17 protein-coding genes and 3 pseudogenes are annotated in these 16,660 nt (G+C 64.7%); 11 read left to right on the forward strand and 9 right to left on the reverse strand.

Translation table 11 applies throughout. From position 1 onward, the window contains the following. Positions 1-2: 2 nt before the first annotated feature. Both HB778_RS11130 and HB778_RS11135 read right to left on the reverse strand, forming a co-directional pair. Complete coding sequence (locus tag HB778_RS11130) at positions 3-659, reverse strand: glutathione S-transferase family protein (RefSeq protein ID WP_183463790.1); 657 nt, start codon at positions 657-659, stop codon at positions 3-5. A 122-nt stretch (positions 660-781) separates the two neighbouring features. Beyond that, positions 782-1,617: pseudogene (locus HB778_RS11135) on the reverse strand (alpha/beta fold hydrolase). Positions 1,618-1,710: 93 nt separating this feature from the next. On the opposite strand from HB778_RS11135, the gene HB778_RS11140 reads away from it, so the two are divergent. From HB778_RS11140 to HB778_RS11150, 3 genes are all read left to right on the forward strand, one after another. After that, a complete protein-coding gene (locus HB778_RS11140) occupies positions 1,711-2,232 on the forward strand; it encodes a winged helix-turn-helix transcriptional regulator (protein WP_183463792.1) in 522 nt (173 codons plus the stop codon). A 76-nt stretch (positions 2,233-2,308) separates the two neighbouring features. Continuing rightward, positions 2,309-2,542, forward strand: a complete 234-nt coding sequence (locus HB778_RS11145; RefSeq protein ID WP_183463794.1) for a hypothetical protein — start codon at positions 2,309-2,311, stop codon at positions 2,540-2,542. Between the two features lie 183 nt (positions 2,543-2,725). Further along, positions 2,726-3,157, forward strand: a complete 432-nt coding sequence (locus HB778_RS11150; protein WP_183463796.1) for a GlcG/HbpS family heme-binding protein — start codon at positions 2,726-2,728, stop codon at positions 3,155-3,157. Positions 3,158-3,166: 9 nt separating this feature from the next. On the opposite strand, the gene HB778_RS11155 is transcribed toward HB778_RS11150, so the two are convergent. From HB778_RS11155 to HB778_RS11165, 3 genes are all read right to left on the reverse strand, one after another. Continuing rightward, complete coding sequence (locus HB778_RS11155) at positions 3,167-3,568, reverse strand: hypothetical protein (protein ID WP_095201239.1); 402 nt, start codon at positions 3,566-3,568, stop codon at positions 3,167-3,169. A 280-nt stretch (positions 3,569-3,848) separates the two neighbouring features. Next, a complete protein-coding gene (rpmF, locus tag HB778_RS11160) occupies positions 3,849-4,031 on the reverse strand; it encodes a 50S ribosomal protein L32 (protein ID WP_008834724.1) in 183 nt (60 codons plus the stop codon). Between the two features lie 141 nt (positions 4,032-4,172). After that, positions 4,173-4,934: a biosynthetic peptidoglycan transglycosylase gene (locus tag HB778_RS11165; protein ID WP_183463797.1), complete on the reverse strand. Its 762-nt coding sequence runs from the start codon at positions 4,932-4,934 to the stop codon at positions 4,173-4,175. 222 nt (positions 4,935-5,156) lie between these two features. Here HB778_RS11165 and HB778_RS11170 point away from each other — a divergent pair, with 222 nt between their 5' ends. After that, positions 5,157-6,074: a polyprenyl synthetase family protein gene (locus HB778_RS11170; RefSeq protein ID WP_183463799.1), complete on the forward strand. Its 918-nt coding sequence runs from the start codon at positions 5,157-5,159 to the stop codon at positions 6,072-6,074. A gap of 42 nt (positions 6,075-6,116) precedes the next feature. Here HB778_RS11170 and HB778_RS11175 read toward each other — a convergent pair. Continuing rightward, a pseudogene (locus HB778_RS11175) lies at positions 6,117-7,039 on the reverse strand (SMP-30/gluconolactonase/LRE family protein). Positions 7,040-7,170: 131 nt separating this feature from the next. Here HB778_RS11175 and HB778_RS11180 point away from each other — a divergent pair. From HB778_RS11180 to HB778_RS11190, 3 genes are read left to right on the forward strand one after another with little or no spacing between them, the layout of a single operon-like run. After that, entirely contained in the window at positions 7,171-8,664 is a 1,494-nt protein-coding gene (locus HB778_RS11180) for a sugar ABC transporter ATP-binding protein (protein ID WP_183463801.1), read from the forward strand. A gap of 9 nt (positions 8,665-8,673) precedes the next feature. Then, entirely contained in the window at positions 8,674-9,738 is a 1,065-nt protein-coding gene (locus HB778_RS11185; RefSeq protein ID WP_095201234.1) for an ABC transporter permease, read from the forward strand. Between the two features lie 13 nt (positions 9,739-9,751). Further along, on the forward strand, positions 9,752-10,849 hold the full coding sequence (locus tag HB778_RS11190) for an ABC transporter substrate-binding protein (protein WP_096451060.1): 1,098 nt from the start codon (positions 9,752-9,754) through the stop codon (positions 10,847-10,849). Between the two features lie 68 nt (positions 10,850-10,917). Here HB778_RS11190 and HB778_RS11195 read toward each other — a convergent pair whose 3' ends face one another. From HB778_RS11195 to HB778_RS11205, 3 genes are all read right to left on the reverse strand, one after another. Beyond that, the gene (locus HB778_RS11195; RefSeq protein ID WP_244661976.1) at positions 10,918-11,937 is read right to left on the reverse strand and encodes a LacI family DNA-binding transcriptional regulator; all 1,020 of its coding nucleotides are present in this window, start codon (positions 11,935-11,937) and stop codon (positions 10,918-10,920) included. Between the two features lie 48 nt (positions 11,938-11,985). Next, positions 11,986-13,020 (reverse strand): L-idonate 5-dehydrogenase, encoded by a 1,035-nt coding sequence (locus tag HB778_RS11200; RefSeq protein WP_183463803.1) that lies wholly within the window; start codon positions 13,018-13,020, stop codon positions 11,986-11,988. A gap of 70 nt (positions 13,021-13,090) precedes the next feature. Continuing rightward, positions 13,091-14,038 (reverse strand): 2-hydroxyacid dehydrogenase, encoded by a 948-nt coding sequence (locus tag HB778_RS11205; RefSeq protein WP_183463805.1) that lies wholly within the window; start codon positions 14,036-14,038, stop codon positions 13,091-13,093. Positions 14,039-14,116: 78 nt separating this feature from the next. Between HB778_RS11205 and HB778_RS11210 the strand changes: the two genes are divergently transcribed. The 4 genes and pseudogenes from HB778_RS11210 (at position 14,117) to HB778_RS11225 (ending at position 16,598) form a co-directional block, all read left to right on the forward strand. Continuing rightward, the gene (locus tag HB778_RS11210) at positions 14,117-14,869 is read left to right on the forward strand and encodes an SDR family oxidoreductase (protein ID WP_183463807.1); all 753 of its coding nucleotides are present in this window, start codon (positions 14,117-14,119) and stop codon (positions 14,867-14,869) included. After that, on the forward strand, positions 14,838-15,374 hold the full coding sequence (locus tag HB778_RS11215) for a gluconokinase (protein ID WP_183463808.1): 537 nt from the start codon (positions 14,838-14,840) through the stop codon (positions 15,372-15,374). Before HB778_RS11210 ends, HB778_RS11215 begins: the two co-directional genes overlap by 32 nt. Further along, positions 15,371-16,260 (forward strand): annotated as a pseudogene (locus HB778_RS11220) (NAD(P)-dependent oxidoreductase). Before HB778_RS11215 ends, HB778_RS11220 begins: the two are co-directional and overlap by 4 nt. Beyond that, positions 16,257-16,598 carry a hypothetical protein gene (locus HB778_RS11225; RefSeq protein ID WP_183463809.1) on the forward strand — a complete coding sequence of 114 codons (342 nt, stop codon included), beginning with the start codon at positions 16,257-16,259 and terminating at the stop codon, positions 16,596-16,598. The pseudogene HB778_RS11220 and the gene HB778_RS11225 overlap by 4 nt, the downstream one beginning before the upstream one ends. The last annotated feature ends 62 nt before the right edge of the window (positions 16,599-16,660 follow it).

Genomic DNA, 16,660 nt, shown 5'->3' on the forward strand with positions numbered 1-16,660 from the left:
GGTCAGCCGTTGTTGTAGGGGAAGAACTTGAAGTAGGGCTGCGCCTCCTCGATTACCCTGGCGAAGGCAGGGCGCTGCAGCAGCCGGTCGTGATAGCGTTTCACGGCCGGATATTTGTCGCCGAACGGCTCGACCTTGTTGGCATAGAAGAGCGCGGGCGACGCCGCGCAATCGGCCATGGTGAAGGCGTCGCCCACCGCCCAAATCTTCGACTGCATCTCCTGTTCGATGATGGCATAGGAGTTGCGCAGCTGGCCGCGCGCCTGTTCGACGCCGAACGGATCTGTCTTGTCGAGCGGCCGCAACCGGTCGCCGACGATCTTCTGCATCGGCTCCTGCACATAGAAATCATAGAAGCGGTCGGCCTGGCGGACCGCCAGCGCCGCGTCGATGTCGGCTGGGATGAGTTCGACCGGCCCCGGATAATGCGCGGCGAGATATTCAACGACGATGGTCGATTCCAGCACCGTGCGGTCGCGCGCATCGTCGCGCAGCGCCGGCATCTTGCCGGTCGGCGAAATCTTCAGGAAGGCCGCGCGCGAATGGTCGTCGCCAAGGTCGACGATGACCGGATTGAAGACCGTGCCGTTCTCATAGAGCGCGATCAGCGGCTTCCAGCAGAAAGAGGCCAGCGGATGGAAATGCAGTGTCAGGGACATTCTTTGCTCGTCTCTTTCTGGTTCGTCGATGGGCGAGAGCTATGCGCCCGCCAGGTCAACACTGAAGCAATTACTTAACTATTGTGGCAAACCTCGCCCGTCAAGACCGACCCCATGAAATCTCAATTGGACCTGATATGCGAGACGATGGCGGCTTCGATGTCCGGCCAGTCTTGCGAATGCAGCTCATGGCCGCCGCCCGCGACGCGAAGGAGGTTCGCGCCGGCGACCGTTTTGGCCAGCGCCTCGCCATGCTCGACCGGAAAGATCGGATCTGATGTGCCATGGATAACCAGCAGCGGCGCCGCCATTTCTGGCAAGCGGCCCTTCCACGCATCGCCACCCTTGAGCGAGAAATGATTGGTTGCGCTGAGGAACCCGCCGGAGCGATCGTAATCCTGTTCGATGAAGGCCCGCATCAGGGCCTCGTCGAACGGGTGTGCGGTGCTGGCGATCGCCCTGGCATCCCTGACCATGAAATCAATCACCTGGCGGCGGTCCGACCAGTCGACATCGGCGCCCGCGCCGAATGCTCGATATAGGCATCGGTCGTCTGCGGCAGATGGGAGGTGTCCATCCCCACCTGCGAACTGCTGATCACCGTCAGCGAAGCGACGCGGGAGGGGTGCCTGAGCGCCGCGATCTGCGCGATCATGCCGCCCATCGACATGCCGGCGACATGGGCCTTGTCGATGCCATGGCTGTCGAGCACACCAATCGCGTCGTCCGCCATGTCGTCGAATGTGTAGGGCGCCTTGCCCGGCGGATATTTGGTCGAACGGCCGGTATCGCGATTGTCGTAGCGGATAACATACAGGCCGGCATCCGCCAGCTCCCGGCAAAACGCCTCCGGCCACCACAGCATCGAGGCCATCGCGCCCATGATCAAAAGCAGCGGGGGATTTTCAGGGTCGCCGAAGGCTTCGGATAGGATCTCGGGGCGATTGATCGTCGTCATCACAGGGCTCCTAATCTGATTGCATTTTGCAATCGGTCGCACCATAATAAAACTGATACGATAATGCAACTGGTTTTGTGTGGAGAGAATCGAATGAGCCTCGATCGCCGGTCCGGCTGCCCGATCAATCTGTCGCTGGAAGTGTTCGGCGACCGCTGGAGCCTGATCATCCTTCGCGACATGATTTTCGGCGGCAGGCGGCATTTTCGCGAACTGCTCAACGGCTCGATGGAAGGCATTGCCTCCAACATCCTTGCCGACCGGCTGAAGCGGCTGATGGAATTGGGCATGCTGACAAAGGCCGACGACCCCAGCCACAAGCAGAAGGCGATCTACAGCCTGACCGAGATGGCCATCACGCTGGTGCCGATTCTCGCCCATCTCGGCGCTTGGGGCCGGGTCTGGCTGCCAACCACCGAGGAACTCTCGATCCGCGCCGAGCTCCTGGAAAAGGGCGGACCGCCACTGTGGGAGAAATTCATGGACGAATTGCGCCATGAGCATTTGGGTACGCCGCTCGATACGGCGTCCGGCCCTTCTGTCCGCGCGACCCTGCAGGCCGCCTATCAAGCCGTGGTCGCCAGCAAGGCTCTCAACGCCAGCCCGGCCGCGTAAACAACTATTTTCCCCGTTGAGAGGCCGGCTCTGCTAGAACAAGCGGAAACCACAATTCACGGGATTGGATAAGGTCTTGGTTGAGAACTCTCGGGATGCCGCCCGCGCGCGCGCCGATCTGCGCTTCAAGAAACAGGAAGAAGCGGCGACCGTCCGCCAGAAGGCGATGGCGGAATATGCCGCCGAGAGTGACGCCCGCAAGGTCAAGACCGACAAGCTGAGGGCGCTCCGGCTCGCCAAGGAAGCCGAAGACCTCGCCAACGCGCCGGCATTGCCCGCCAAGAAGCCTGCACGCGCCAAGAAGAAATAACACGCACCTCTTCGGCACCCCCGCCTGAATCGGCCGGCGCCTGCTCGCCTGTTGCCGTTCGACGGCGCCATCCAGACAGCGGCCCTTCATCCCACCGCTTCACAAGAAGCAATTTCAACCGAAACCGGGATTGCTTCGGCCGGCCGCCCGCCGATGATTGTCGCTTTCCAACAGGAGATTGCCATGACCGCGCTGCCGCTCGAAAAAGCCAGGCAAATCATCGATGCCGCCTTTGCCAAGGGCGCCGATCTCAAGCTCAAGCCGCTGGGTGTCTCGGTGCTTGACGCCGGCGGCCATCTGGTCGCCTTCCAGCGCCAGGACGGCGCCTCGTTCCTGCGCCCGCAAATGTCGGCCGGCAAGGCCTATGGCGCGCTGGCCATCGGCATGGGCTCACGCAAGGTCGAGGCCTTCGCCAAGGAGCGCCCGCATCTGGTCGCCGGCATCTCCGATGTGTCGGGCGGACGCGTCCTGCCGGTGGTCGGCGGCGTGCTGATCCGCGACAAGGCCGGCACTATTGTCGGCGCGGTCGGCATATCAGGCGACACGTCGGACAATGACGAGGCAGCGGCCATCGCCGGCATCGAGGCCGCCGGCTTCAACGCCGATCCGGGCTGAGCCCTTAGTCTAGTTAACGTTGATGTCCCGGCTCGCCGACCGCATCGACACCGCGAATCCGGCCAGCACATCGAACAGCGCGATGATCATCAGCGTGAAGAAGATCGAATGCGCCGCGCCCTTGACCAGCAGGAACTCCACCAGGAAGGCGACGAAGACCAGCGTCGACAGGAGATGGTCCATGATCGAGGCGCTGGTCGTGCGCGCCGACTTCACCATTTCGAGGAACAGGAAGATCAGCCCGATCAGGATCATCAGGTCGCCCAGCGTCATCGAGAACACCCCGCCCGACATCATGCGGAACGAGAAGATCTCGCTCGCCCATGGATCGTCACCGCCGCCGAAAATTCCGAGCAGGCCGAGATTGTAGAGAATGAAAGGCACGATCAAAAGCGGGACGGCACCGAACATCTGGCGTCTCCATATGGGGGCACCTTCTGTAGAATGCGCCACAGCCACGCCGTCAAGATTTTTCGTGAAAAGCCGCAAACACGGTCGAAGACCGGATGCAACAACCATGTCAGCCGGTTGCAAGCGTAAGACAGAGGCTCAGCACTTGAAGTAGCCAGCGCACTGCGCGCCGGTGAGATGGCAGCCCGAGCTTCGGCACCGGTTCGTCCAAGTTCCGCCAAACGCAAAAAGACCGGCCAGAGGCCGGTCCTTTGTAACTCAACCCTTTGGAAAGCTGGTCTCAGCTTTCCTTGGGGGTCAGCACCTGGCGACCGCGATACATGCCGGTCTTCAGGTCGATGTGGTGCGGGCGGCGCATTTCGCCGGAATTCTTGTCCTCGACATAGGTCGGGGCCTTGAGGGCGTCGGCCGAGCGGCGCATGCCGCGCTTGGACGGAGAGGTTTTGCGTTTCGGAACGGCCATGGATATGCTCCACTACATGGTCAAAAAGCCCCGCCCGCCCTCGTGAAAGGGCCATGTCGGGGCCTAAATCTGAGAAAGTCGGGTGCCTATACACGCCCTGTGCCGTTTTGGCCAGCGCTACCATGAACTTTTTTGTGCCGGCTATTCGAGACAGCCGACATAAGCACCGGAACGACCTGCCCTGCGCTCGATCAGATTGGCGAGCCGTCGTAGGCCCGGCCCGGGTTTTGCCGGATTGCGGGCGATCGGATTGGGCAAGGTGACGGCGAGAAGTGCTGCCTGCCGGCGCGACAGCTGTTTTGCCGAAATGCCGAAATGGTGCTGTGCCGCCGCCTCGATGCCGTAGATGCCCGGCCCCCATTCGGCGATGTTGAGATAGATTTCCATGATGCGGCGTTTCGACATCACCGCGTCGAAATAGACGGCCAGCGGCAGTTCGACGACCTTGCGCACCGAGCCCAGCGGCCGCGACCACAGGAACAGGTTCTTCACCGTCTGCATGGTGATGGTCGAGGCGCCGCGCGTTGCCTCGCCGGCCAGCGCGTCGTCGACAACGCCACGCAATTCGCCGAGATCGACGCCGCGGTGGAAGCAGAACTGCCCGTCCTCAGACATGATGACCGAATGGGCCAGCACCGGCGCGACATCGTCGATCGATACCCAGCGCCGGTCATAGCCGGAGAAGGTCGCCAGGTCCTTCAGCATCAGCGTCGACACCGGATGCACGAAGGACGGCAGGTAAAGGAAGGTCAGCACAACCGGGATCAACGCCAGCACGGCGGCCACGACGATGCCGCGCCGAACCCAGCGCCTGAGATTGCGGCGGTTCACGCCGCGCGATCTCGTCGCCATGTCCAGCTTTTCGGTTTCATGATCGACGATCGGTTCCGCCAAGCCGCCCAACCCGTGCCAGAGAGCTTGTTTCGAAACCCGCTCCTGTGAGTCACATGACGGTGTTTTCGAGAACCGGAGCGGAGCGTACATTTGAGTACGTGAGCACCGGAAGCACAGAAAACGCCTTCAGATGACCGCAGGAGTAGAGTTTCCAAACGGGCTCTTACTGCTCCGGCATAATGGCGCTTGCCTTCTTGCGCAACGTCTGAGTGTCGGCTACCGCTCCCGGCCATGACGAATGACGACGAAATGGCGTTCGAAATGGCGCTCATCAGGCGGGCGGCGGCCGTCGAGGTGCTGCTGCGGCGGTTGCTCGACGATCGCCCGCTTTCGGGCGAGATCGCGCGACCCGACCGGCTGATGGCGGCGATGCGCCATGGCGTGCTGAACGGCGGCAAGCGGCTGCGCCCGTTCCTAGTCATGGAAAGTGCCGCCCTTTTCTCCGCCGATGGCGAAGCAGCACTTCGCGTCGCGGCGGCCCTCGAATGTGTGCATTGCTATTCGCTGATCCATGATGATTTGCCAGCGATGGACGATGACGATCTGCGCCGCGGCCAGCCGACCGTGCACAGGGCCTTCGACGAGGCGACCGCGATCCTGGCCGGCGACGCCTTGCTGACTCTGGCCTTCGACATCATCGCCGGCGAAGCGACCGTATTGCCGGCCGAGCGGCGGGCGGCCCTGGTGCTGGCGCTTGCCCGTGCGGCCGGAGCCGGCGGCATGGTCGGTGGCCAGAAACTCGACCTCGAAGCCGAACAGACACCGCCCGACGAGGCCGGTATCATAACGCTGCAGGCGATGAAGACCGGCGCACTGATCCGCTTCGCCTGCGAAGCCGGCGCCATCATCGCCGGCGCTTCGGCGGAAGACCGCGAGCGGTTGGCCGAATTCGGCTCGGCGGTCGGCCTTGCCTTCCAGCTTGCCGACGACCTGCTCGACCTGACCGCCGACGCCAGCCAGATGGGCAAGGCGACCGGCAAGGACGCCGCCGCCGGCAAAGGAACGCTGGTGGCGCTGCACGGCGCGCCCTGGGCGCTCCGACAGCTGAAGGGCCTCGTCTACCAGGCCCACGCGCTGCTCGAGCCCTATGGCGAACAGGCGGCGCTGCTGAGGCAGGCGGCAAACTTCGTGGCGGATCGCAACAGCTGAGTTTGGCATTTGGAAATCGCCTGCCTGGCAGGGCAGGCAGGACTATCCCCGCCCTGCGCCATTCGCCACGACATACACCGAATAGAGCGACTGCCGCGCCGTGATGAACAGGCGGTTGCGTTTCGGGCCGCCGAAGGTGAGGTTCGCCACCGTCTCCGGAATGCGGATCTTGCCGATCAGCGTGCCGTCGGGGTCGAAGCAATGGACGCCATCGCCGGCGCCAGCCCAGACGCGGCCAGCCGTATCCACCCTGAATCCGTCGAACAGGCCAGCCGTGCAGGTCGCGAAGACGCCGAGTTCGTTGAGCGCGGCACCCTCGACAGCGAACTTGCGTATGTGCCGCGCCCATCCTTCTGGTGTGTTACGCCGGTGTCGCCGACATACAGGATGGTTTCGTCCGGCGAGAAGGCGAGACCGTTGGGTTTCGCCATCGTCGAGACGACGCGTGTCACCGCGCCCGTTGCAGGGTCGGCGCGGTAAACGTGGCAGCCCTCGATCTCCTGCTCGGCGCGGTCGCCCTCATAGTCCGTCGCGATGCCATAGGGCGGATCGGTAAACCACACCGTGCCGTCCGAGTGAACCACCACATCGTTGGGCGAATTCAGCCGCTTGCCCTCGAAGCGGTCGGCGATCACCGCGATCGACCCGTCATGCTCGGTGCGGGTGACGCGCCGCGCGCGGTGCTCGCAGGTGACCAGCCGCCCTTCAGTGTCGACTGTGTTGCCGTTGGCGTTGTTCGCCGGCGCGCGAAAAACCGAGACCATGCCGCTGGTGTCGTCATAGCGCATGATGCGGTCGTCCGGGATGTCCGAAAACACCAGATACCGCCCGGCTGCGAACCATGCCGGACCCTCCAGCCAGCGCCCGCCCGTCCACAGCCGTTCGACGGCGACATGGCCGACGAAGCAGCGCTCGAACCGCTCGTCGAGAACCTCGAAGCCTGCGCCTTCAATGTCTCCGAACATGCCTTGTCCTCCACGAAGCCGGCCTATCGATAGCCTTCGCGGCGAGCCATTTTCAAGACTTGACCTGCAAAAATGTTAGCGATAACATCGTTGCCAATTCAGTCCGTTTGTTTGGCTTGGGAGGGCCATAGATGCGGCCCAAGCTCATCGAATTCATCGACATCTCCAAGCGCTTCGGCGGCACCCTGGCGTTGAAGTCGGTCTCGCTCGACATCCACGAGGGCGAGGTCGTGGCGCTGCTGGGCGAGAACGGCGCCGGCAAGTCGACGCTGATCAAGACGCTGGCAGGCATTTACAAGCGCGACCAGGGAACAATCCGCTTTCGCGGCGAGGACTATCACCACCGCCCGCCGCGCCCCAACCAGCCCCAGAAGGTCGCCTTCATCCATCAGGATCTCGGCCTCATCGAATGGATGACGGTGGCCGAGAATGTCGGCATGGCGCAGGGTTTTTCGCGCCGCTCGGGCTTGATCGACTGGCGCGACACCGAGCGTCGTGCCGAGAGCGCCCTGGCACTGGTCGGCTGCGCCTTCGATCCGGCGACGCGCGTCCAGGATCTTTCGCGCACCGAGAAATCGCTGGTGGCCATCGCCCGCGCGCTCGCCACCGAAGCCGACGTGCTGGTGCTCGACGAGCCGACGGCAAGCCTGCCGGCAGATGAGGTCGAACGCCTGTTCCAGGCGCTGCGGCCGTTGCGCGAGCGCGGCGTCGGCATGATCTATGTCTCGCACCGCCTGGACGAAGTGTTCCGCATCGCCGACCGTGTCGCCGTAATGCGCGACGGCCGCATGGTGGCGGTCAAGCCGGTTGCCGAGACGACGCCGCAGGAACTGGTCGATCTCATCGTCGGCCGCCCGGCGCATCAGATGTTCGCCAAGTCGCGCTGGCAGGATGGACCGGAGCGGCTGAAGGTCGAGGATCTGCGCTGCGGCAGCGTCGGTCCGGTCCGCTTCGAGGCGCGATCGGGTGAGCTGCTCGGCCTGGTCGGCTTGCGCGGTGCAGGACAGGAAGCCGTCGGCCGCGCGCTGTTCGGCGCCGAGCCTTTCGAGGGCATTGTCTCACTAGACGGCAAACGCCTCGATTTGTCCTCGGTCGGTGCAGCCCTTGCCGCCGGCGTCGGTCTGATCGCGCGCGACCGCACCGAGGAGTCGGTGGCGCTGTCGCTGTCCGTGCGCGAGAACATGTATCTCAACCCGTCGGCGGTCGGCCGCGGACTTTTCTCCTTCATGAAGCCGGCGCGGGAGAGCGAGCTGACGCAGGAGCTCGGCGCGCGGCTCGGCCTGAGGCCAAACGACCCGCATCTGCCGATCGAGGCGCTCTCCGGCGGCAACCAGCAGAAGGTGGTCGTCGGCCGCTGGCTGGCGACGGGCCGCAAGCTGCTGATCGCCGAGGATCCGACGGCGGGTGTCGATGTCGGCGCCAAGGCCGAAATCTACCGGCTGATCGCGGCGGCCGTCGAGGCCGGGCTGGCGGTCATCGTCGTGTCCACGGATTTCGAGGAGGTCGCCCATATCTGCCATCGCGCCCTTGTCTTTTCGCATAACCGCATCGTGCGCGAACTGGCGGGCGATGCCTTGACGACGGCGGCGCTCATCCACGCCGCCTCCGTGTCCGAAGCCGCCTGAGGAGGATCCATGAACTCGATCAAATCGACTGCGCTGGAGCCGACCCGCTCGGAACTCTCCGGGCTGAGCTTTGGCCAGAAGGCGGCGCGCTATCTGCCGGTCTACGGCCTGCCGATCCTGACGTTGCTGCTCATCCTGCTGTTCTCGCTGCTCCTGCCGCGCACTTTCCCGACGCTGCTCAATCTGCGCTCGATCATCTCCGACAAGGCGATCATCGCCCTGCTCTCGCTGGCAGCGATGATCCCCATGGCCTCCGGCCGCATCGACCTGACGGTCGGCTACGGCATCGTGCTATGGCATATCCTGGCCATCAGCCTGCAGACCGCCTTCGGTGTTCCCTGGCCGATCGCGGTACTTATCGTGATCCTGCTCGGCGTCGTGACCGGCTTCATCAACGGCCTGCTGGTCGAGGTCGCGCGCATCGATTCCTTCATCGCCACGCTCGGCACCGGCACCGTGCTCTATGCCTTGGCCATGTGGTACACGGGCGGCCGCCAGGTCGTTGGCATGCTTCCCGACGGCTTCCTCGCCCTCAACGGCACGATGCTGTTCGGCCTGCCGATCACCGGCTACTACGTGATCGTCCTGGCGCTGGCGATGTGGCTTGTGCTCGAATACATGCCGATCGGCCGCTACCTCTACGCCATCGGCGCCAATCCCAAGGCCGCCGCGCTCAACGGCATACCGGTGCAGAAATTCGTCATGGGCGCCTTCATTGCTTCGGGCGCGCTGACGGCGCTGGGCGGCGTGCTTCTCGCCTCCAAGCTGCGGATCGGCCAGGCCAGCGTCGGCCTCGAATATCTGCTGCCGGCACTGGTCGGCGCCTTCCTCGGATCGACCACCATCAAGCCCGGCCGCGTCAATGTCTGGGGCACGATCATCGGCGTCGTCATCCTCGCCGCCGGCATTTCCGGCATCCAGCAGTTCGGCGGCTCGTTCTGGGTCGAGCCGCTGTTCAACGGCGTCACCTTGCTCGTCGCCATCGGCATTGCCGGCTACGCGCAGCGCCGCCGCGGCGCGGTCGTGCCGCCCCCAGCCGCCAGCCAACCAACAAAGACAAATGACAATGCTTAATGGGAGAAGAAACATGCATCGCAGAACAGTCCTTCAGCTCGGCGTCGCCTGCCTGGCGCTTGGCATCGCCTCGACCGCGCTGGCCGACCCGATGGCCGACGCCAAGGCCGTCGTCGACAAATACGCCAGCAAGGTCGACAAATGGGACGGCCCGACGACCGGACCGAAAGGCGCTGCCGGCAAGACCATCGTGGTGCTTGGCGCCGACATGAAGAACGGCGGCATCCTGGGCGTCACCAAGGGTGTCGAGGAGGCAGCGGCGGCCCTTGGCTGGACGGTCAAGACGCTTGACGGCGCCGGCTCCATCGGTGGCCGCACGGCGGCCTTCGGCCAGGCGCTGGCGCTCAACCCCGATGGCATCATCATCAACGGCTTCGACGCCGTCGAGCAGAAGCCGGCAATGGAGCAGGCGAAAGCGGCCAAGATCCCGATGGCGGCGTGGCATGCGGCACCGACGGTCGGCCCGATCGACGATCTCGGCATCATCGCCAACGTCTCGACCGATCCGATGGAAGTGTCGAAGGCGGCAGCCGACTGGGCCTTTGTCGACGCCAAGGGCAAGCCTGGCGTCATCATCTTCACCGATTCCACCTACCAGATCGCCATCGCCAAGGCGGACCGGATGAAGAAGGAGATCGAGGATCTCGGCGGCAAGGTGCTCGAATATGTCGACACGCCGATCGCCGAAACCTCGCAGCGCATGCCGCAGCTCACCACCTCGCTGCTGCAGAAATACGGCGACGCCTGGACCCATTCGCTGGCCATCAACGATCTCTATTTCGACTTCATGGGCCCGTCGCTGGCGGCCGCCGGCAAATCCGGCACCGACGCGCCGATCAACGTGGCGGCGGGCGACGGTTCCGAATCCGCCTACCAGCGCATCCGCTCCAGCCAGTTCCAGAAGGTGACGGTGGCAGAGCCGCTGAACCTGCAGGGCTGGCAGCTCGTCGACGAGCTCAACCGCGCCATGGCCGGCGAGAAATGGTCGGGCTACATCTCGCCGCTGCATGTGGTGACGTCGGACAATGTCGAATTCGACGGCGGCCCGGACAACCGCTTCGACCCGGGCAACGGCTACCGCGACCAATACAAGAAGATCTGGGGCAAGTAAGCTCGGCCGCAAAGGCCACCAGAAGACGGCTGGCGCTCATCGCGCTGGCCGTTTTCTTTTGGAAACCGTCAAGCCGTGTGACGCACGATCACCTTGGGCGTCATGCCGACCACCACCCGGTCATCGGCAGCGCGGCGATCGTTGAGCAGGTCGAGCACCAGCTCGGCCACCCTGACACCGATCTCATGCGCGCCGACATCGATCGTGGTGATCGAAGGCACCGACTGCTCGGCGAGGTCATAGGCGCCGAAGCCGGCGATTGCGACATCGTCGGGAACGCGGATGCCGCGCCGCACGCATTCCATCAGCGCGCCGAAAGCCGAAAGGTCCGACACGCACATCACCGCCTGCGTGTCCGGCCAGCGTGAGATCATCTCGACCATGGCGATGGCGCCCTCGCGCATCGATATCGGCGGCACGCCCGACGCGATGACGCGCGAGGCGTCGAGGCCCCTATCCTGCAGCGCCGCGACAAAGCCGCGCCGGCGATCGAGGCCGCGCGTGTCGCGCGACGTGTCGCCGCCGATGAAGCCGAGCCTCGAATAGCCGCGTGCGACGAAATGGTCGACCATCAGCCGCCCGGCTTCGGCGTTGGAGAAGCCGACGACATGGCCGATCGGATCGTCCGGCAGATCCCAGGTCTCCACCACCGGCACGCCGGCATTCTCCAGCATCTTGCGGCAGCGCGGCGTATGCCGGCCGCCGGTGACGATGATCGCTTCCGGCCGCCGCCGGAGCAACTGGCCGACCAGGCGCTCCTCCTCCTCGACATTGTAGTCGGTGAAGCCGAGCAGGATTTCCAGCCCGCTGTCGCGCAGGCCCTCGGTCATACCGCGCACCGTGTCGGCGAAATTGGCGTTGTTGATCGACGGGATCGTCACCGCGACGAAACCGGACCGGCGCGACGACAGGTTGGCGGCGATGCTGTCGAAGACATAGCCGAGCTCGTCCGCCGCCCTAATGATCCGGTCGCGCGTGTCGGCGCTGATGGAGGTATCGCGTTTGAAGGCGCGCGACACGGTCATTGTCGAGACGTTGGCGCGATGCGCGACATCGGCCATGGTCGGGCGTTTTGACGAAGGCTGCATGGCCATACGTTATCGATATCACTGCGGAATGCAACGCGCCGCCAAGGCTCACGAGAAGGCGATCTGAACCTTCATCGCCTGGCTGCGGTCGTTGGCGAGTTCGAAGCCGGACAAGGCCTCCTCGCAGGCCACGGTGTGGGTGATCAGCGGCTTCACGTCGATCAGTCCCTTGCGCATCAGCTCAACGCCCACGGCGAATTCCGGATGGAAGCGGAACGACCCGTTGATCGACAGTTCCTTGGTGGTGACCGCCGACATCGGCAGGGCCATCTCGGCGCCGCCGAGGCCGAGCTGGACGATGGTGCCGCGCGGGCGCAGCGCCGCGATGCCCTGCGCCAACGCCGCGGCGGCCCCCGAGCATTCATAGAGGATGTCGAACGTCCCCTTGTCGGCGAGATAGGGGGCCAGCCCATCCGGATCGGTGCGTGTGTTGATCGTCTTGTCAGCCCCGGCCCGCATCGCCATCGACAAGGTGAAATCGGCGATGTCGACGGCGACGATCTCGGCGGCGCCCGCACGCCGCGCGCTGAGGATCGACAACAGGCCGATCGGCCCGCAGCCGGTCACCAGCACCCGCTTGCCCAGCATCTCGCCGGCCCGGCGCGTCGCGTGGAGACAGACCGCCAGCGGCTCGGCCATTGCCGCCTCGCCAGCGCTCAACCCGTCCGCCGGCACGCATTGCAGCGCGTCCGCCACCAGCATTTCGCGGAACGCGCCCTGTATGTGCGGGAATGGCATGGCGCTGCCGTAGAAGCGCATGTTGAGGCACTGGTTGTGCATCCCTTCGCGGCAGTACCGGCAGCTGTAGCAGGGCCGCGACGGCGAGACCGCGACCAGTTGGCCAGGCTGCAGCCCGCTGACGCCGGGCCCAAGCTTTTCGACGACGCCGGAGACCTCGTGGCCGAGAATCATCGGCTCCTTCAGCCGCACCGTTCCGAAGCCGCCATGATTGTAATAGTGCAGGTCGCTGCCGCAGATGCCGCCGGCGGCGAGACGCAGCAGCACCTGGCCCGGACCCGGCTCTTCGACCGGACGGTCCTCGATGCGCAGGTCCTTGGCGGCATGGATGACGATCGACTTCATGGCAGGTGAGCTCCTCGGGCGATTCCAGGAAGGCTGTGCAGCGATTCCCTTCGGAGTTGAAATCTAAGAGTTAAAGCACCGGCGTGAGCAGCGGCTGGCCGGCAAAATGGGCGGCGAGGTTGTCGCGCACAAGCTTACCCATGGCCTTGCGCGTTTCGACGGTGCCCGACGCATGGTGCGGCTGCAGCAGCACATTGTCGAGCGCCAGGAAGCGCGGATTGAGCTTGGGCTCGCCTTCGAACACATCGAGCGCGGCGCAACCGAGTGTCTTGTTCTCGAGCGCGTCGAGCAGCGCATCCTCATCGATGTTGGAAGCGCGCGAAATGTTGATCAGCATGCCGTCCTCGCCAAGCGCCGCGATCACATCGCTGTTGACGATGTGGCGCGTCGCGGGCGACGCGGCAAGCGTCACGAACAGGAAATCCGAGCGCTCGGCCAGCTTGACCGGGTCGGCGACGAACGCCCAGTTCGACGCGAAATCCTTGCGTGTGGGGCTGCTGTACGCAATGTCCATGCCGAAGCCGGCGAGGCGTTTGGCCACCTCGTGACCGATGCGGCCAAGACCAAGCACGCCAGCCCGCCGGCCCCAGACGCGGCGCTGCAGCGGGTACAGCCCCTTGGCCGCCCAACTGCCGTCGTGCACCCAACGCTGCGCGCCCACCACGCCACGCGAGAGGGCAAGCATCATGGCGATCCCGAGATCGGCGACGTCGCCGGTCAACACATCGGGCGTGTTGGTGACACGCACGCCCCGTTCCCGGCATGCCGCGAGGTCCACCGCGTCGAAACCGACGCCATAGACGCTCACGACCTCGAGCGAAGGACAGGCCGCGATCATGGCCCGGCTGGCGCCGAGTTCGCCGCGCGTGGCGATGGCGCGTATGCGCGGCCCAACCTCTGCAAGGAAGGACGGCTTGTCGAGCGCGTCGAAATAACGGTGGACAACAAAGGCCTGGTTGAGTGGCTCCTCGTCCCACGCTGGATAAGGTCCAATCTGAAGGATGTGAGGCCGCTGCATCGGTTTTCGCTCCAATTGACTTGACAGCAATGTTATCGATAACATAACAACATTCAACGACGAGAGGCAATCGGGAAAATGTCGTCCACTCTGTTCGATCTCACGCGGCGCACGGCGCTCGTTACCGGCTCCTCTCAAGGCATCGGATTTGCGTTGGCCGAGGGCCTGGCCGGGGCTGGCGCCAGCGTGGTCCTCAATGGCCGCGACGCGACAAAGCTCGCGGCGGCGGCGGCACGGATACCAGGGGCACGAACACTCGTCTTCGACGCAACCGACCATGAAGCGGTGCGCTCCGCCATTGACGGTTTCGAGCTCTCCGGCGGGCAGATCGATATACTGGTGAACAATGCCGGCATGCAGTTTCGCGCGCCGCTCGAGGACTTTCCCGCCGATGCGTTCGAGCGCCTGCTGCAGACCAACGTCGCCAGCGTCTTCCATGTCGGCCAGGCGGTCGGACGCCACATGATCGGCGCGCCGCGCAAGATCATCAACATCGCCAGTGTGCAGACCGCACTCGCCCGCCCGGGAATCGCACCCTACACGGCGACGAAAGGCGCGGTCGGCAACCTGACCAAGGGCATGGCGACCGACTGGGCCAAGCATGGCTTGCAATGCAACGCCATTGCACCGGGCTATTTCGACACACCGCTCAATGCTGCCCTTGTCGCCGACCCGGCCTTCAGTTCATGGCTCGAAAAGCGCACACCGGCCGGCCGCTGGGGCAGGGTCGAAGAACTGGTCGGGGCCTGCGTCTTCCTCGCCTCCGACGCGTCCTCCTTTGTCAACGGACATATCCTCTATGTCGATGGCGGCATCACAGCGTCGATCTGATCCGCCGCGCCGCATGGTCATCATGGGCGTTGCGGGATCGGGCAAGACAACGATCGGTGAGGCACTCGCCCGCGCGATCTCGGCGACCTATGTCGATGGCGACCAGCTGCATCCGGAGGCCAACATTGCCAAGATGAGCGCCGGCACTCCGCTTGTCGACGCCGACAGGTGGCCGTGGCTGGCAAAGGTCGGCGAAACCCTGAGGCCAGGCACGATGCCCGTCATCGTCGGCTGCTCGGCGTTGAAGCGCGCCTATCGCGATTTCATCACCGAACAGGCCGGAGCGCCGGTGCTGTTCATCTATCTCGACGGTTCGCACGAACTGATTTCCCGTCGCATGCGCGAACGCACCGGCCACTTCATGCCGACCAGCCTGCTCGACAGCCAGTTCGCGACGCTGGAGGTGCCAAGCAAGGACGAGAACGCGATCAGGGTGGCGATCGACGCGCCGCTCGAGGAGATTGTCGCGGACATAACAACGAAATTCGAGGAGCGGCCGTCATGACCAACAACGTCGCATTGATCGGCGCCGGCGCCATGGGCGGGGCGATCGGCGAGCGCCTGCTCGCCACCGGCAATCGCCTCGCCGTGTTCGATCTCGACAAGGTCAAGGTCGAGGCGCTGGTCGCCAAGGGCGCGACCGCCATGGCGAGTGCGGCCGCGCCGCCGGCGCGTCCGACTACGTCATCCTCAGCCTCAATTCGGCGGCGATCGTGCGCCGCGCGGTGTTCGGTGACGGCGGCGTGGCGGCTGGAGCGAAGCCCGGCACGCTGATCATCGACATGTCGTCCATCGACCCCGATGCGACGCGCCAGCTCGCCGCCGACGCAAGCGAGAAGGGTTTGCGCTGGGTCGACAGCCCGCTCTCAGGCGGCGCGCCGAAGGCGTTGATCGGCGAGTTGACACTGATGGCCGGCGGCGAAGAGGATGACGTCGAGGATGCCCACAATGTACTGCGCGACGTCGCGGCCAATTACACCCATATGGGCCCGGCCGGCACCGGCCAGACGACCAAGCTGATCAACCAGGTGCTGTGCGCGCTGAACTTCATGGCCGTGGCGGAAGCGACGCGGCTGGCGCTGGACGCCGGCGTCGACGTGCTGAAGATCCCGCAGGCGTTGAAGGGCGGCCGCGCCGACAGCGCCATCCTGCAGGAATACCTGCCGCGCTTCGCCACCCGCGACTACCGGCGCACGGGCCGCATCGACAATATGGTCAAGGATCTCAATGCCGCGCAGGATCTGGCGCGGCGCACGCATACGGCGATGCCGCTGACGGCCGTCTGCGCCGAAGTGCACAGGCTGCTGACGGCTGCTGGACTGGGCGGCGAGGATCAGGCCGCATTGATGGAATTCTTCCAACGCAACAACGATCAGGAGAACCGGACATGATCACGCGCTATGCGCTGTTTGAAGGCAAGGTGAAGGACGGGCAGACCCTGGCATTCCGCCAGGCTGTCCTCGAGACCGTCCTGCCGAAGTGGAAGGCGTTTCCCGGCGCGCTCGACGTGCGCGTCAGTTTCGCCGAAAAGCGTGACGACGGCGCACCGGAATTCCCGCTAATCCTGGCGATCAACTACCGCGACATGGCGGCCGTCGACGCGGCCCTTGCCAGCCCCGTCCGCGCTGAATCGCGCGCCGCGACCGAGGCGGTCCTGGCCAGATATTTCGAGGGCCGCATCCACCATCACGTCACGATCGCCAACGAGTTCCCCCTGGCCAAAGCGTAGTGGCATCCGCGGTTCCGGCCCCGGCTCGCTTCCTGGCGGGGTCGTGTCAGCAATCGGACAGG

It is taken from the genome of Mesorhizobium huakuii (assembly GCF_014189455.1).
GTDB lineage: Bacteria > Pseudomonadota > Alphaproteobacteria > Rhizobiales > Rhizobiaceae > Mesorhizobium > Mesorhizobium huakuii_A.

Excerpts from the sequence above, each read along its gene's own strand:
- HB778_RS11130 (WP_183463790.1), bottom strand. The coding sequence starts at position 659 with ATGTCCCTGACACTGCATTTCCATCCGCTGGCCTCTTTCTGCTGGAAG.
- HB778_RS11140 (WP_183463792.1), top strand. The coding sequence starts at position 1,711 with ATGAGCCTCGATCGCCGGTCCGGCTGCCCGATCAATCTGTCGCTGGAA.
- HB778_RS11150 (WP_183463796.1), top strand. The coding sequence starts at position 2,726 with ATGACCGCGCTGCCGCTCGAAAAAGCCAGGCAAATCATCGATGCCGCC.
- HB778_RS11155 (WP_095201239.1), bottom strand. The coding sequence starts at position 3,568 with ATGTTCGGTGCCGTCCCGCTTTTGATCGTGCCTTTCATTCTCTACAAT.
- rpmF (WP_008834724.1), bottom strand. The coding sequence starts at position 4,031 with ATGGCCGTTCCGAAACGCAAAACCTCTCCGTCCAAGCGCGGCATGCGC.
- HB778_RS11170 (WP_183463799.1), top strand. The coding sequence starts at position 5,157 with ATGACGAATGACGACGAAATGGCGTTCGAAATGGCGCTCATCAGGCGG.
- HB778_RS11180 (WP_183463801.1), top strand. The coding sequence starts at position 7,171 with ATGCGGCCCAAGCTCATCGAATTCATCGACATCTCCAAGCGCTTCGGC.
- HB778_RS11185 (WP_095201234.1), top strand. The coding sequence starts at position 8,674 with ATGAACTCGATCAAATCGACTGCGCTGGAGCCGACCCGCTCGGAACTC.
- HB778_RS11190 (WP_096451060.1), top strand. The coding sequence starts at position 9,752 with ATGCATCGCAGAACAGTCCTTCAGCTCGGCGTCGCCTGCCTGGCGCTT.
- HB778_RS11195 (WP_244661976.1), bottom strand. The coding sequence starts at position 11,937 with ATGCAGCCTTCGTCAAAACGCCCGACCATGGCCGATGTCGCGCATCGC.
- HB778_RS11200 (WP_183463803.1), bottom strand. The coding sequence starts at position 13,020 with ATGAAGTCGATCGTCATCCATGCCGCCAAGGACCTGCGCATCGAGGAC.
- HB778_RS11205 (WP_183463805.1), bottom strand. The coding sequence starts at position 14,038 with ATGCAGCGGCCTCACATCCTTCAGATTGGACCTTATCCAGCGTGGGAC.
- HB778_RS11210 (WP_183463807.1), top strand. The coding sequence starts at position 14,117 with ATGTCGTCCACTCTGTTCGATCTCACGCGGCGCACGGCGCTCGTTACC.
- HB778_RS11215 (WP_183463808.1), top strand. The coding sequence starts at position 14,838 with ATGTCGATGGCGGCATCACAGCGTCGATCTGATCCGCCGCGCCGCATG.
- HB778_RS11225 (WP_183463809.1), top strand. The coding sequence starts at position 16,257 with ATGATCACGCGCTATGCGCTGTTTGAAGGCAAGGTGAAGGACGGGCAG.